The organism is Streptomyces venezuelae, from assembly GCF_008642375.1.
Classification (GTDB): Bacteria; Actinomycetota; Actinomycetes; order Streptomycetales; family Streptomycetaceae; genus Streptomyces; species Streptomyces venezuelae_G.
On record NZ_CP029194.1, the window covers coordinates 1,672,986 to 1,688,730 of the forward strand.

Consider the following 15,745-nt stretch of genomic DNA (forward strand, 5'->3'; position numbering starts at 1 on the left):
GGGCCAGGGTGACCCCGCCCCACCACCCTTCATCGCGGAGCGTCATGATCGTCGCCACTCGCGTCTCATCGTCGCCTATGGTCCGCCGCACATCAGTGGCCTGGGCCTTGGGTTCGGTCGAGCAGTTGTGAACGAGAACCGACGCCGCACCGAACTCCACGGCGCCGTCGTCTCCCTCGCCCGCAGCCTCATCGGCTGGAGACGCCTCAAGAAGCACAACTCATGATCGTGTTACGAGCTCTCAGAACCTTCAACACCCGCGCGGATCTCGACGCTGTTGCCGGCCCGCTCAACGGACGCCCACGCAAAACGCTCGGCTGGAAAACCCAGCCGAGCGCCTGCATGAACTGCTCGTGGCCTGATCAACACGACCACGTGTTGCGACGCCCCCTAGAAATCGCCGAATACCGGCGGGGCCTTCGAACTCACGCTTCCAGGATCGACAGGAACCTGCACCCTAGTTGGGCCACGGAACGAATGCGATCAGCTCTTCATCCGTGACACCACCTTCGGTCCAGCTCAACAATTCGAGCTTCTGCTTCACGGACCAGCCGTATTCTTTACCGAGAGCAGATGCCGCGTTGATTTTCCTGCCACCATTCTCGCCGAACGCCCGGAGAGAGTCGGCGATTTCGATAATCGACGCCCCTTCTCGCTGCATTCGACGCGCTTCCGCGACCCATTCTTCCAGAGACATCATCACCTTCTCCGGGATCTCGTAAAGATCGGCTCGACTTTGGAATAGTTCCCAGGCTCACCGATAAGCGTCAGGGATTCCAGCACGCCAAAGCCGCTCCTCGTAGCCAGCTTCCCTGTCCACGTTTGGAGGATTGCCTCTTCTGGCGACATACCTCCAGCCGTAAGCGTATTGAAGGTGGCCCTATTCTCTTCAATGAGGTTGCCATTGATGGACGTGACTCGATCACCAAAATGAGCGAGCGCCCTGTTGAACAATTCGAAACCTCTCACGGGGCTATTCCTTGCCACCCCAGCAAGCATCGTCATTGTTCCATTCTGGTCGACCTCTGCCTCGAACAGGCTGTCCGTTCCCTCGTGCTCCCACGAATAGGTGTTGTCGCCCAGCGTCTCGGTGCCGCAATTGTGCACGAGCACCGGCATGGCACCCGCCAGCACATGGTACGTGTGGGTGTCCGAGACCGTCAGGTTGTGAACCGTCGCGTCCTGGGCCGTCCAGCGTGTGATCGACGTGATCTGGACGTACGTGCCCGCGCTCGTCTGAAGCCACTGGCGTGCCTTCAGGTCCGTGGCGTCGATCCACTCGCCCAGTTCGGGGACCCAGAAGGGGTGACCGTCGGTCGCGGTGACCTCGGCCGTCTTCGGGCCCTTCGAGCCGTCGGTGTCGATGGTGACCTTGACTAGGCGCTTGAGGCCCTCGCCCTTGATCTCCGCCGTGACCGTCTCGATCCGGGTCTCCCCGGTCTTCGGGTCGGTGGCGACGATCTTGTCACCCGTCCTGACGTCCTCGATGGACTTGGCGGAGCCGTCGACCATCAAGACCTTCGTGCCGGGCACGAAGCTGTTGTCCGCCGTCTTGCAGGAACCGCCGCTGGAGCCGCCGTTGCTGCGGGACGAGCCACCCGACGAGCCACCGGGCTTCGACGTGCTGACCTTGGCGCCACCACCACTCTTGCCACTGCCGCCCTTGCTGCCGCCCTTGCCGCCACCGGCCACGGACGAGGACTTCGGGGCCGCCTTGGCCTGAGCCCGCTTCTGGACCGGGTTGCCGGTCTTCTTCTTGGCGGCCGCGGCAGCGTCGGCCTTCCGTTTCGCGGCCTCGGCTGCCTTCTTCTTGGCCCGTTGCGCGGCCTCCTTCTTTGCCTTCTCGATGGCGGCCTTCTTGGCTCTCAGAGCCGCTGCCTCGGCCGCCTTGGCGGCCTTGAGGACCGCCTCCGCGGCAGCCTTCGCCTTCTTGAACGCCTGGATGGCGTTGATCGTGCGGTCGACCGCCCTCAGGACGGAGGGGATCTTGCCCAGCTTGGTCCACGGGATCGCCCCGATGATCATGCTGCCGCAGGACCACATGTCACCGCCGAAGCAGGCCATGGCGTCACTGAGGCCGATGAAGTCGCTCAGAACGCTCCATGCCGCGGCGAGGATCACCGAGGTCAAGGACTTGCCCATGGTGGCCTGCGCCTGCGCGACCTGCGCCGCGGACAGGCCCGCGCCCGCAAGGGCCGCCGCCTTCTCCGAAGCGGTCAGGGTGATCGCCAGACCGGTCGGGTCCGCGTGGGTGACCGGGTTGTTGTGCGCGTAGATGTACCCGTTGGCCTGCAGTGGGTCGTTCAGGTCCATCTGCGGGTCGGCGGACAGGAAGCGTCCGACCAGCGGGTCGTAGAGACGGGCGCCGAGCAGCGTGTAGCCGGAGGAGTCGTCCCTGGTCTTGCCGAGGAATCCGGTGTGCGTCTGCAGGTTGACGCCGGACGTGCCGGCACCCCGCTGGTTGCCGAACGCGTCCTGCTTGCGGATCCGGACGTCCATCGCGCCACCGAGCAACACCTCGGTGTAGGTGGAACCCTGGTGGTCCGTGGTCAGGGCGACCAGTTGGTCCGCAGCCGTGCCGTTGGCGTAGCGCATGACCGCGCCGGCGGGGGTGTTGTAGGTGCGCTGCGAGTTGACCAGGGCGCCGCCCTGCTGGACGGTGACCTCCGTGTCACCCAGGTTCAGGGTGGCCGTCTTGCCCTTGATGGTGAGCAGACGGTCGCCACCGGGGCCGTAGATGTGACGGGTGTCGTTCTGCGGCGCCCAGAGCTGCGCGGCGGAGGCTCCGTCGCACGTGGCCAGGACGATCGCCGTGGCGTTGGCCGAGCTGCCACCCTGTACAGCCAGGCACAGGTTGGACGCGACGTGCGTCAGCTGGCCGACGGCGTTGCGCTTCAGCTCCTGCGCCGTCGCCGCCGCGGCGGTGCCGGCGCACTTCTGGATCTGCAGTGCGGACCCGGCCGTGTTGGCGGCCGGCTGGAGGCACCAGTCGTCGTACACCGACAGCGTGCCCCGGTTGGGGTCGGTCTGCGGAGTCGCCGGGGTGCTCGGGGTGGGCGTGAACTTCCAGCTCTGCGCCAGAGTGGTGTTGCAGCTGTAGAGCTGGACCGGCTGCGCCGCGAGCGCGAGACCGCTCTTGAGGTCGAGGCACTTGTCGGCCAGGCCCACGTAGGGGGTCTTGCCGCCGGTGCCCGCACCGGTGATCCGGTCGACCTTGCCGTCCGGAGTCCAGGTCAGCGTCTGCTTGTCACCGTTGTCGATCGAGGTGACGGACTTCGTCTCACCCGTCAGCTCGTAGAGACGCTCGGCCTCGGCCTTGACCTGCGCACCCGCGGGGGTGGTGTAGGTCTTCGAGACCTTGGTGAGCGTGTGCGGCTGGCTCTTGGCCGCGCCCACACCGTACTGGTACGTGGTGGTCGCGTCCTTGGCCGTGGCGCCGGTCAGGTCCTTCTCGACCAGCTTGGTGCGGTTGCCGAGGAGGTCGTACTCGTACTCCTGCCAGTAGCCGGAGATGTCCGTGCCCGCGGCGACGTTGAGCGTGCCGTCCGAGTTCTTCGGACCGGTGCAGTTCTCCTGGTCCTTCGAGGTCCAGGCGTTCTTCAGCTGACCCAGCGGGTCGTACGTGAAGCACTGGCGCTCCTCGATCCCGGTGGCGTGCTCACGGATACCCGTGACGTTGCCGGCCGGGTCGTAGGAGTACTCGCGCTTCGAGACCAGGTTGCCCGAGACCGGACCGGCCCCGGCCTGCTCCCGGTAGACCATCTGGTTCTGCAGCTCACCGGTGGACTCGTCATACGAGTTCTGCGCCCAGACCCGGTACGGCACAGCGCCCAGGGTAGAGCGCATGACCTGGCCGTAGGGCGAGTAGACGGTCTCCGAGCCGTACCAGTCCTTGCCGGAGACCGAGAGCGGGTTGCCCTCCTTGTTGTAGCGGATGACCAGCTTCTCCGCGTCGAACTTGCCGGCCTTGGGAAGGTTCGCCTCCTCCAGCATGCCGGTGTCGGAGTACTTGTAGTCGTACCGGTACTCCGCGGGGATGCCCCACGTGCCGGCCAGCGACGAGGGCAGTGAGAGCGTCGTCGAGGTCGGCTGGTAGTCCGACGTGTAGCCGTCGACCTTCTGCGTGTACGCCAGACCGTCGGTGTACCGGGTGACGGAGGCGGGCATGCCCTTGCCGCCCGCGACGGTGTCGTACGAGAACTGGGCGAGCAGCGTGCCCGTGGAACCGCCCAGGCGCTGCTCCTTGGGCCGGGACAGCTCGTCGTACGCGTTCCAGGTCGTGATACCCCGCGCGTTGGTCGTCGTCAGCGGTCGGTCGCGGTGGTCGTACGTCGTCCGCGTGGTGCCCGTGTCCGGGTCGGTCGCGGTCTCCAGTCGGCCGCGCTTGTCGAACGTCCACGACCACGGGTGGTTCTCGTCGGCCGAGGGCGTCGCCTTGGTCAGCTGACCACGGCTGTCGTACGTGTAGCGCGTCGACGTGTAGCCGAGGGGCGCCGCCGGGTTGGTGGTGTCCGTGCGGACGGTGCGGCCGAGGGCGTCGGTGTAGACCTTGTAGGTCGAGGCGCCCTGGGGGTGGATCACCTTCGACCAGTCGGCTCCGTACTCGTAGCGGGTCGCCTTCTCGGGCACCTCTTCCGAGATGGCCTCGGTGGAGGTGCCCGACTTCACCTTGAGAACCGGCATCTCCTCGAGCACACGGCCGAGACCGTCGTACTTGTAGCGGGTGATGTTCGGGACCGTGGTGTCGGCGCGCGGGGTGAACAGCTCGCCGCTGGGGGCGTCCTCGTTGAGGTAGGCGTTGTTGGTCTGGTAGATCTCACCGGCGCTGTTGTACAGCGTGTCGGTGATCAGACGGCCGCCGCCGTCCGCCTCTTCCTGTGACTGGCGCTCGCGGCCGAGACCGTCGTAGATCGTGACGGACTTCTCGACCCGGTTCTCGTAGCCACGGCTGTAGGTCGTGATGTACGGGGGCTTGCGGAGCTTTCCGCCGTTCGGGTCGTTCGGGTCGGGCTGGTCGCCCGGAGTCACGTACTCGGCCCTGAAGTCGGGGACCGCGTTCGGCGACGGGGTCCGGCCGGGAGACCACGCCTCGGCGAGGCGGCCCAGCGGGTCGAAGGTCGCCTCGCTGACGTGGCCGTTGGCATCGGTCGTCTTCACCGCGACCCCGCGGCCCGGCTCCACCTCCTGGACCTGGGTGTGGCCCAGAGGATTCGTCTCGGTGACCTTGAAGACCTGCCCCGTCGGCGGGTCGAAGGTGGTCGTGGATTCCCTGCTGTCCGGGTCGATCTGCTTGGTGACGCGACCGAGGGAGTCGAAGACGACGGAGCCGCCGGTCCGCCAGCCGGTGCCGTCCCCGTTCAGGGACCACGTCCCGGTCGCCAGACCACGGGTGGTGTCGGCGAGCGCCGTGCCGTACGCCGTGTTGTCGTACGAAGTGCGCCCCCCGCTGCTCAGAGTCGTGAGATCGGCCCAGTTGGCGTCGGCACACGCCGTCGGCGACACGAGGACCTGCTTGGTCAGACCGATGATGTTCCTGGTCGTGTTGTGCAGGTACTCGAGCTTGGTGCAGGACTCGTCGCCGGTCTTGGTGGGGTCGGCGTCGCCGAACGACTCCACCTGCGTGGGCAGACCGTGGACGCTGTCGAACGTCGTCTTGGTACGGACGCTCCGCAGGGTCCGGGTGTCGTCACCCGTGCCCGACGACTTCGTGTACGCGATCTCCTCGGGCTCGGTGACGCGCCACGCCTTCAGCGGGTCGAGGCCGTCGCCGCGGGTGCGGCTGGCCAGCTCGGTGGCCTCGGGGACGGTGAGACTGCGGGTGAGCCAGTCGCTGTCGGCGTCGGTCGCGTCGGAGTAGCTGAACTCCTCGGCTATTCGGCCGGCGAAGGCCTCGCGGTCGTAGACCGTGGCACCGTCGTGGGTGAGCGTGGCGCCCGCGAGGTTCTTCATCGGGACGGTGTCGCCCATGCCCCGGTAGAAGCGGGTGACCGCCTTGGTCTTCGGTCCCTCCGTGCCCGGCGTGTCCTCGCCCGGGGTGGAACCCTCACCGGTGTCGGCGGCGACCTTCCGCTCGCCCGTGACGACGGACGTCTGCTCGAAGCCCGCGAACTGCGAGTACGTGCGCGTGGACTTCTTGCTGAACTCCGCCTCGGCGAGCTTCCAGCCGGCGTTCTTGTAGTCGTACGACGTCCGCGTGGAGTGCGAGCCGTCGACGTTCGGCAGCTCCTCGATGGAGTCGACCACGTACTTGTGGAACCAGTCGATGTCCTCGACCTCGGCGTCCGGGTGCCAGAACATCGGGTAGCACAGACGCGTGTTGGCCTTCAGAGCGGCCGTGTCCGTCTTGCCGGGCAGGCCCGTCCTGCTGGCGCAGCCGTCCGCCGCGTCGCCCCAGGTCGGCACCTTGTAGGTGACGACGGTCTCGCCGCCGTACTCGTTGATGACGCGGCCGATGCGCAGCCGGGCGAAGCCGGGGCGCGGGTCGATCGGGTCGCCCTTCTCCTCCCCGGCCGTCTTCCGCAGGAGGACGCGGTTCGGCATCTCCTCCTCGTTGGACTCGAACCGGATCGGGTTGAGCGTGACCGCGGCGTCCGTCGAGCCCTTGCGGGCGTAGCCGGTGCGCTGGATGGACTCCAGCCACAGGGCCGTGTTCGGGCCGGTCTTGAGGACGGGGAAGCTCTGCTTGAGCTGGTACTTGTCGACGTCCTGGCGCGCGGTGGTGTCCGTGCGGCGCTGGGCCGAGGTGGTGATCTTGTCCAGACGCTTGGTGGACCAGAAGGTCGGGCCGGCGTTCCAGCACTTCTTCTTGTCCGTCGAGGTGACCGCCTGGCAGCGCAGGTCGGCGGGGGTGTCGTACCAGATGCGGTACTTGCCCGGGTCGCTCGACGTGAAGTTGGCATCGCTACAGGTCAGCGTGCCCTCGTCGAAGCAGCGCTCGGCGACGTCGAACCGCACGCGGGCCGGGGCCTCGGCGCTGAAGACGCTGTCCTTGCGCTGGCCGTAGTCGATGCGCTTCAGGTAGCCGCCGCGGTGGTACTCGACCGGGCCCTTGAAGTAGAAGTTCTTCGCGTAGTAGTTCTTCTCGCGCTCCCACCACAGCGACATGGCGTTGCCGTGGACGTCCTCGACGTAGTCGAGGTTCCACTGCCAGGCCTGGTTGCAGGCGGAGGACTTCCAGTCGGCCGTCGTCGAGCCCTTGTAGCAGGGCTCGCCCGCGTGGTTGCCGTAGACCGGCACCGCGAGCACGGAGTTGGTGTACGGGTCGTCGGTGGCGGTGCCGTTGTCCGACCAGCCCGGGAGCTTGTTCAGGCCGAAGTGGTACTTCGTGCCGTCCTTGGTGGTGACGACCCAGTACTCGCCGTCGGCGTCCTTCATCTCCGAACGGGGGTCCTTGGACGTGTCCTTGAACCGCTCGATCTTCGAGCCGTCACCGTTGGCGCTGAACCACTTGTCCTTGGCCTCGTCCCACACCAGCTCGGTGGTCATGCCGCCCAGCGACAGGGTGGCGTTCTCCGAGCCCCAGCACAGGTCTGCGGTCTTGTGGGTCGAGTTGTTCGCCCCGGCCTTCTTGGAGTCCTGGCGGCAGTTGACGTACGTCCGGCTGATGGAGCCCGGGTTGTAGTCCCAGCCGTCACCGATCCAGGAGGCCTGGTTGTTCGACGCCGAGGTACGGCCGTCGACCGTCTGCGACGAGTAGCCCAGGCTGACCTTCGGGGTCAGACCGCCGGCGGCCTCCGGGACCTGCACCTGGTAGCCGTAGGTGAAGGCGCCGTTGGACGAGCCCGCGGCCCAGGAGCCGGCGGACAGCAGCGGCGAGGCGGTGAAGTCGCCGGTCGCCGAGGCGCCGGTGTCCATCGCGCCGACGACCTGGCGGCCGGAGGTGTCGACGGCCGGGAGGGCGGCGACCTGCTGGGCCGAGGCGCCGGAGACGGACGAGCGGGCGACGCCGTCCTCCAGCAGGTTCGCGACCGGCACCGATCCGGAGAGGATCTTGCGGGTGGGCGCGGCCTTCTTGAGCTTGACCTTGGTGGGGGCCTTGGCGGCCGGCACCTCCTTGACCGTGGAACGCAGCCGCTCGATGTCGTCGGCGACCTCGTTGGTGCCGGACATGGTCTCCGTGCCGGAGTCCGGGGCGCAGTCGCCCGAGTCCGGGGAGTCGATGACGCAGTTCGGCAGGAGGACCAGGCCGAAGCGCTCGGCGGCCTGGGGGCCGTAGCGGTCGGCGAAGCCGGTGGTGTCGACCTCGAGCGTGACCTGCGCGGCCGGATCGGCGTCCGCCGGCGGGACGACCTCGAGGATCATGCCGGGGACGCCGGTCTCCTCCGACGTGGTGGTCGACTTGACGGCGACCCGCCAGTCACCGTCGATCGCTGTCGGGTCCTGACCGACCGGCACGCCGACCGCGACCGGCAGACCGGCCGACGTGGTCTCGTTCACCACCGGGACCATGGTGCCCGGCTGGGTCTGCGCGGTCAGCGGCGCCTTGCCGGCGTCCTCCGCCCACGCCGCGACGTTCTCCGGCGCGTAGGGGACGACCTGCTGCTCGTCCCCGAGGCTCAGCGCCTTCTCGGCACTGGCGTCGTCGGCGAGCGCGGTGCTCTCGGGAATGTCCGGCAGGTCGACCTCGGAGGTCGTCTGCTCGCGGCTCATCCCGTCGCCGGGAACGGCCAGGGCCTGCGAGCCCAGACTCGTCACCGTCAATACCGATGACAAAAGAAGGACGGTCGCCATGCGGCTTCGCCGACGGCGCCGTCGTTGTGACTCTGTCAGGGCTAGGCGATTCCGCCCCACCCATGACAGTGGTTCTGAAGCACGCATCACGCGTCGACTCCCACCCAACGAACAAGACAACGGAGGAGGTGCGGAAACACCAAAGAGCACGCGCCTGGATCAGGCGCGTGCGTGCGCACTCTGTGTCATGTGCGCTCCATTGACAAGATCGGCCAAGCGGTCGAAGCGATTCGACAGTGAGATTCGCCACGGTGCACCCGCAAACAGAAGCTCACACTGTCCACCTTCGCGATAGATCAGACACTGGGCGCATTCACGACCTAAAACACCATCAAAGCGACCTGAATCAGGACCAAGTGGCAGACCGTCAAGCCATTACCACAGGTCAAATAACATCTTCATAAATTCCTCAGAAATGGACCTCTCGTGTGGGACGTGTGATCGTGTGCGCGCCTTGTGCCCCGCGGACGGTCCGTCGGGGCTGTCTGCGCTGTCCGAAAATCCCTCTGGTCCCACGGGAGTAGACCGCCGTGCCCGCGCCGCCTCGTCTTCTCAGCCCGTTCGTGCGCACGCGCACACGGCTGACACTCACCCTCGGCCTCGTCCTGGCCGCACTCACCGCCGCGCTCCTGCCCTGGTGGCAGCCGAGCACGCCTACGACCACCAGCTCCCCCAGCGCCCCCAAATCCCCCCGCACGGACGCCAAGCAGGCCTCGACCGGGCCGAAGGACGAGGCCACCGCTGCGGCCGAGGCCAAGCGCACCGGCAAGAAGGTGCTCGTCGAAACGGCGACCACGGCCACCGAGCTGATCTGGGCGCTGCCGAACGGCCAGCTGCGCACCCAGATCCACGCGCTGCCCCAGCGAGCGAAGAACGCCCAGGGCAAGTGGGCACCGATCGACAACACCCTGCACCGGACGAAGGACGCCGGCGATCTGACCGTCCGTCCGGCCAACCCGGCCGTGCCGGTCCGCTTCTCCGGGGGCACCTCCGCCGAAGCCCGCGCCGACCGCTCGTACGCCCGGGTGCCGCTCGCCGAGAGTGCGGGCGACGCGTCCGTCCTCGCCGAGGTCGACCTCGACGGCCACACCATCGCCTACACCTGGCCCGGCGCCCTGCCGAAGCCGGTGCTCGACGGCCCGCGGGCCCTCTACTCCGAGGTGTTTCCCGGCGTCGACCTGCTCCTCGTGGCGCGTGAGGAGGGCGGCTTCGGTCAGCTTCTGATCGTCAAGAACCGCGAGGCCGCGCAGAACAAGGACCTCGCGACCGTCTCGTACGGCCTGCGGTCGAAGACCGCGGTCTTCCGGCAGGACGCGAAGGCCAACCGGATCCAGGTGCTGGACAAGTCGGGCGCGGAGGTCGGCACCATCCCGACCCCCTTCGCCTGGGACTCCAGCGGCCGGGACCCCGAGCTCAAGCCGGGCACCCCCCAGCGCACCTCGGTCGCCGGCCCCGCCGACGTGCTGAAGCTGTCGGGTCTGACGGGCATCGAGCCGGGCGCGCGCTCCGCGCAGCTGCCGGTCGTGCTCGACGGCGACGGCACCGGTACGGCCACCCTGAACCTGGGCCTGGGCCGGACCGGCCTCCTCGCCCACCAGGACACGAAGTACCCGGTCTTCATCGACCCGCCGCTCAACAGCGGCTGGGCCGCCTGGACGACCGCGTACAAGAAGTACCCGACCTCCAGCTTCTGGAACGGCACGAACTTCTCGTCCGGCACCTCCGACGCCCGCGTCGGCTACGAGAGCGACACCGGCGGTCTCGGCCGCTCCTTCTGGCGGATGAAGTTCTCGAGCAGCTACAAGGGCGCGAAGTTCACCCGGGCCACCTTCAAGGTCAAGAACAACCACTCCTGGTCCTGCACCGCGCGGGAGTTCCAGTTCTGGCAGACCGGCTCCATCTCGTCCGGTACGACGTGGAACGCGCAGCCGAGCTGGTCGACGAAGCTGGACTGGCAGTCCTTCGCCCACGGCTGGTCCTCGACCGGCTGCCCGGACGCGTACGAGGCGTTCAACGTGCTGGCGGGCGTCCAGAAGAGCGCGGACGCCGGAGCCGAGACCCTGACCTTCGGCATGCGGGCCACCAGCGAGGGCGACACCCAGACCTGGCGCAAGTTCCTCGCGACCTCCGCCGTGGTGGAGGGCGACTTCAACACCGCCCCGTCCCAGCCGACCAACGGCACGTCCTCCCCGGGCGGCGCGTGTGTGCCCGGACCGACCAACAGCGTCACCATCGGCCGGACCACCATCACCCTGAAGGCCAAGGGCTACGACCCGGACAAGACCATTCCCAAGCTGCGGTTCCGATTCTGGAAGTCCGGTGCGGCCACCAAGACCGAGTACGTCGCCACCGCGGACTCCACCGGCTACGGCCAGATGGTCATCCAGGCCGACAACCCGCTGCTGAAGGACCTCCAGACCAACACCCTCTTCTCCTGGGACGTTCGCGCCGAGGACGCGTCGGAGGTCTCCTCGTTCTTCCCGAACGGCACGGAGCCGTGCCGGCTCACCGTGGATCCGACCGCGCCGCCGCAGCCGGACATCACCAGCACCGTGTTCACCGAGGCCACGCCCGACGGCAAGACCTGGGCCAAGGTCAAGTACGGCACCCCCGGTGACTTCACCTTCAGTGCCACCGGCGCGACCAAGTTCAAGTACGCCTTCGAGGGCGAGGCCCTCGTCGAGACGCCGCCTCCCACGAACGGCAAGATCACCCTCACCGGCGTCCGGCCCCGGCACGCGGGTCCGACCGCCCTGTACGTCTACGCCTACGACGTCAACGGCAATCAGAGCCTCAAGGGCGACTACTCCTTCTACCTGCCGCCGCGCGACCGGGCCGACGGTCCGATGGACACCGGTGGCGACGACATCGCCGACCTGCTGGTGCTCTACCCGGACGGCAAGCTGAAGAACTGCGTGGGTGCCCCCGCCGACCCGGCGGTCCCCGACACCGGCGGTGAACTGTTCAGCTGCCTCGACGCCTCGTACGTGACCAAGGACAAGAAGGTCGACCCGCCGAACCACTGGATCGACGCCGCGGGCACCGCCTCACTGATCGCGCACTACAACGACACGTACCCGGGCGACGGCTCGACCGACATGTTCGCGGTCACCCCGGACAAGAAGTTCTGGCTCTACCCGGGTGACGGTTACGGCAGCTTCAACGTCGACGAGCGGATCGAGATCCGCCTGCCGGCCAACGCTCCCGCGCCGTCCACCTGGACGCAGCTGAAGGCGATCGGCGACATCACCGGCGACAAGCTGCCCGATCTGACCCTGCGGGCCGGGCCGCAGTTCTGGGTGCTGTCCGGCTACACCGGCGCCACCTTCCAGACCGCGACGCTGATGGAGGGCACCGCATGGGCCCGCCGAGACATCGTCAACATCGCGGACATGAACAAGGACACCACGCCCGACCTGCTGTGGCGCAACCTGGACAACGGCAACATGTACGTCCGCCACGGCAAGCCCGGTACGAGCGGCGCCGGCAGCATCGACCTGAATTCGATCAAGGTGGCGGCCAACTCGCTCAACGGCGACGTCGCGTTCGGCACGACATGGACCGAGACCAACGTCTCGACCGCGATCGGCATCCCCGATGTCAACAAGGACGGCGTGCCCGACATCTGGGCCCGCTTCGGTGACACCGGCAACGTCAAGCTGTACTACCCGTCCACCACCAACACCAACGCCCCGGTCAGGACGGTCCTGGGCGTCGACTGGCGGGCCATCCGCGCCTTGGGCTGACCCCGCCCCCGTCCACTGATCCCGAGCCCCGGCCGCCTGCCTCGCAGCAGGCGGCCGGGGCTCGGGCCGTTGGCGGGAACGAGCCGTCAGTCCTGGTGCCCGAGCTGGAGGTCGCGCTCGGTGCGGCCCCCGCCGGCCATCTGGAGGACGGTGGCGACGGGCGGGTACCCGGCCGCGATGACGGTGTACTCGCCGGAGGACAGGTCCACGAAGCGGAAGGTGCCGTCGGCCCCGGTGGTGAGGGTGTCCATGACGTTGCCGGCGGCGTCGAGGAGGGTGACGCGGGCGTCCTCGACGGGGCGTCCGCCCCCGGCCCGTACGGTGCCGCGCAGGACCGCTCCGCCGGCCAGTTCGATGTCCTGACGGGTCTCGCGGGAGGACTGGACGCTGACCGGGAGCGCGGCGGGCCGGAAGGCGGGGGCACTGGCGGCGAGCGTGTACTCGCCGGCGACGAGTTCGGTGATGACGTACCCGCCCTCGCGTCCGCTGCGGGTGGAGGCGACGACCTCGCCGCGTACGTCGGTGAGGGTGACGGCGGCGTCCCGGACGGGGGTCCCGTCGGCGGTGACGACGCTGCCCGCGAGCCGCCCGGCGCCGCCGAGGACGACGTCGAGCTCCACGGGCCGGTCGCCGACGGTGACGGAGACCGCCTGGGGCTGGTGTCCGCCGGCCGCCGCGATGAGGACGTACGAGCCCCGGTCGGGCACGCTCAGCGCGTACCGCCCGTCCTCGCCGCTCGCGCCGCGCCCGACCTGGCGGCCCTGCACGTCGATGAGGGTGAGTGCGGCCCGGGGCACGCGGCTGCCGTCGTGGTGCTGGACGGTGCCGCAGACCGGGACACCGGAGCGGGCGGGCCCTTCCTGGGCGGGGCGGGAAGAGACGGGGCGGGAAGGAGTAGGGGCGGCGTGCCGGGCGTGCGGGACCGCCTGGGCGCCGCCGAAGTCGGTGGTCTCGATGGCCTCGGTGGCGGGGCTGTGGTGGGACACCAGCGGTTTCTCCTTGAGGAAGAAGGCGAGGACGAGGCCGAGCACGAGGACCGGCACGAGGTAGAGGAAGATGCGCGGCATCGCGTCCGCGTACGCCTGGATGTAGGCGTCGCGCAGGGCGGGCGGCAGGGTGTGCACCGTCTGCGGGGTGATGGATTCGGCCGGTGGCAGGGACACCGGGGCTCCCTGCGCGAGGACCCCGGCCAGCCGGTCGCCGAGGGCGTCGTCGAGCCGTGAGGCGAAGAGGGTGCCGAAGACCGCCGCGCCGACGCTGCCGCCGATCTGGCGGAAGTAGTTGTGGGCGCTGGTGGCGGTGCCGAGGTCGGCGGGGCGCACGGAGTTCTGCACGGCGAGCACGAGGACCGGCATGACCAGGCCGATGCCGGTGCCGAGGACGGCCTGCCAGAGGCTGTGCTGGAGGCGCGGGGTCTCGGTGTCCATCCGGGAGAGCAGCCACATGCCGAGGACGGAGACGGCTCCGCCGACCACCGGGTAGATCTTGTAGTGGCCGGTGCGGGTGATCAGCTGACCGGAGACGACCGAGGCGATGACGATGCCGCCCATGAACGGCAGCATCAGGAGGCCGGACTCGGTGGCGGTGGCGCCCTCGACCATCTGCAGGAAGCTGGGGAGGTAGCTGGCAGCGCCGAAGAGCGCGATGCCGACGACGGCCCCGACGAGGGCGGTGACGGTGAAGACGGAGTCGCGGAAGAGCCGGAGCGGGATGAGGGGTTCGGGCGCGAAGTGCTCGACGACCAGGAAGAGCAGGGTCGTTCCGGCGGCGCCGCAGGCGAGGGCGAGGACGACCCGCGAGTCCCAGGCGTACTCGGTACCGCCCCAACTGGTCAGCAGGACCAGGCAGGTGGAGGCGGCGGCGAGGAGGAGTGCGCCGAGGACGTCGAAGCGCGCGCGTGCCGTGGGCCTGGGCAGTTTGAGGACGACGGCGACGACGGCGAGGGTGACGAGCCCGAAGGGGACGTTGAAGTAGAAGCACCAGCGCCAGGAGACGTGGTCGGTGAAGAAGCCGCCGAGCAGGGGTCCGGCGACGGAGGCGAGGCCGAAGGCGGCGCCGATCAGGCCCATGTACCGGCCGCGTTCCCGGGCGGGGACGATGTCGGCGATGATCGCCTGGACGCCGATCATCAGGCCGCCGGCGCCGGCGCCCTGGATCGCGCGGAAGGCGATGAGCTCGTCCATGCTCCGGGACCAGCCGGCCAGGCCGGAGCCGATGACGAAGACGACGATGGCGAAGAGGAAGACGCTCTTGCGGCCGAGGAGGTCGCCGAGTTTCCCGTAGATCGGCAGGCCGATGGTGGAGGTCAGCAGATAGGCGGTGATGGCCCAGGACATCCGGTCCAGGCCTTGCAGTTCGCCGACGATCTTCGGCAGGGCGGTGGCCACGATCATCTGCTCGAGCGCGGCGAGGAGCAGTGCGAGCATGAGGCCGCAGAAGACGAGCCGGACGCGGCGGGGGTCGAGGGGGGCGGGTCCGGGGCCGGGTGGCGGCGCGAGGCCGACGGGCGGGCCGTCCGCGGCGAGCGGGTCCGCGCCCTCCGCGCCCCTGGTGGCCTTCACGACGGTGATCGCACCCACGTACCTGCTCCCCTCGACACGGCGTCTGCGCCGCGCCATTCTTCGCATTGGGTGCGAAGCGGGAGCAAGTCGGGCGGTACGGGAGGTCAGTGGCGTCCCGGGCGGCGAACGGCCCTGCGGTACGGCGCACTTGAGTCGCTCATCAGCGCGTTTACGAGGAGGCCCGCGCCCCCTCGGTGCGCGGGGGCTCCGGTACGGGGGCGCGGGTGAACCACTCGAATCGGTGAACGCCGGGAGCGTTACTTCTCGACCTCGTCCGCCAGCTTGGCGAGCAGGGCGTCGTAGATCCGGGCCAGGCCCTTGGGGGCGAAGGTCCGCTCGAAGAAGCCTCCGACGCCGCCGGCGCCGTTCCAGACGGAGGTGACGACGGCGCGCGACTTGCCCTCACCGGCGGGGGTGACGGTCCAGGTGGTGACCATGGACGAGTTGCGGTCCTTCTCGACGAGCTGCCCGTCGGTGGGCTCGGTGACCTCCAGAAGGCAGTCGCGGACGCGCTTGCTGGTGGCCTGGAGCTTCCAGTGGACGAGGGTGCCCTCGCCGTCGCCGCCCTCGCGCACCTCGTACTCGCTGAAGTGCTCGGGGAGCACCTTCGCGCGCGTGCCGCTGTAGTCCGCCAGCGCGTCGAACACCGTCTCCGCGTCCGCGGCGATGATTCGTTCCGTCGTGGCCTCGACCTGCGCCATTGACTTC

Annotated in this window: 5 protein-coding genes; 1 reads left to right on the plus strand and 4 read right to left on the minus strand. The window is 68.7% G+C overall.

Annotation, left to right across the window (positions count from 1 at the left end; genetic code table 11):
• Positions 1-457 precede the first annotated feature (457 nt).
• Entirely contained in the window at positions 458-700 is a 243-nt protein-coding gene (locus tag DEJ46_RS07435; protein ID WP_150264758.1) for a hypothetical protein, read from the minus strand.
• Complete coding sequence (locus tag DEJ46_RS07440; RefSeq protein ID WP_150264759.1) at positions 700-8,730, minus strand: polymorphic toxin-type HINT domain-containing protein; 8,031 nt, start codon at positions 8,728-8,730, stop codon at positions 700-702. The genes DEJ46_RS07435 and DEJ46_RS07440 overlap by 1 nt, the downstream gene beginning before the upstream one ends.
• A 563-nt stretch (positions 8,731-9,293) precedes the next feature.
• Here DEJ46_RS07440 and DEJ46_RS39055 point away from each other — a divergent pair.
• Entirely contained in the window at positions 9,294-12,476 is a 3,183-nt protein-coding gene (locus DEJ46_RS39055) for a hypothetical protein (protein ID WP_223834553.1), read from the plus strand.
• Positions 12,477-12,562: 86 nt separating this feature from the next.
• Here the strand turns inward: DEJ46_RS39055 and DEJ46_RS07450 are convergent, their stop codons facing one another.
• A complete protein-coding gene (locus DEJ46_RS07450; protein ID WP_150264760.1) occupies positions 12,563-15,055 on the minus strand; it encodes an MFS transporter in 2,493 nt (830 codons plus the stop codon).
• A gap of 239 nt (positions 15,056-15,294) precedes the next feature.
• Entirely contained in the window at positions 15,295-15,738 is a 444-nt protein-coding gene (locus DEJ46_RS07455) for an SRPBCC family protein (protein WP_055640569.1), read from the minus strand.
• Between the last annotated feature and the right edge of the window lie 7 nt (positions 15,739-15,745).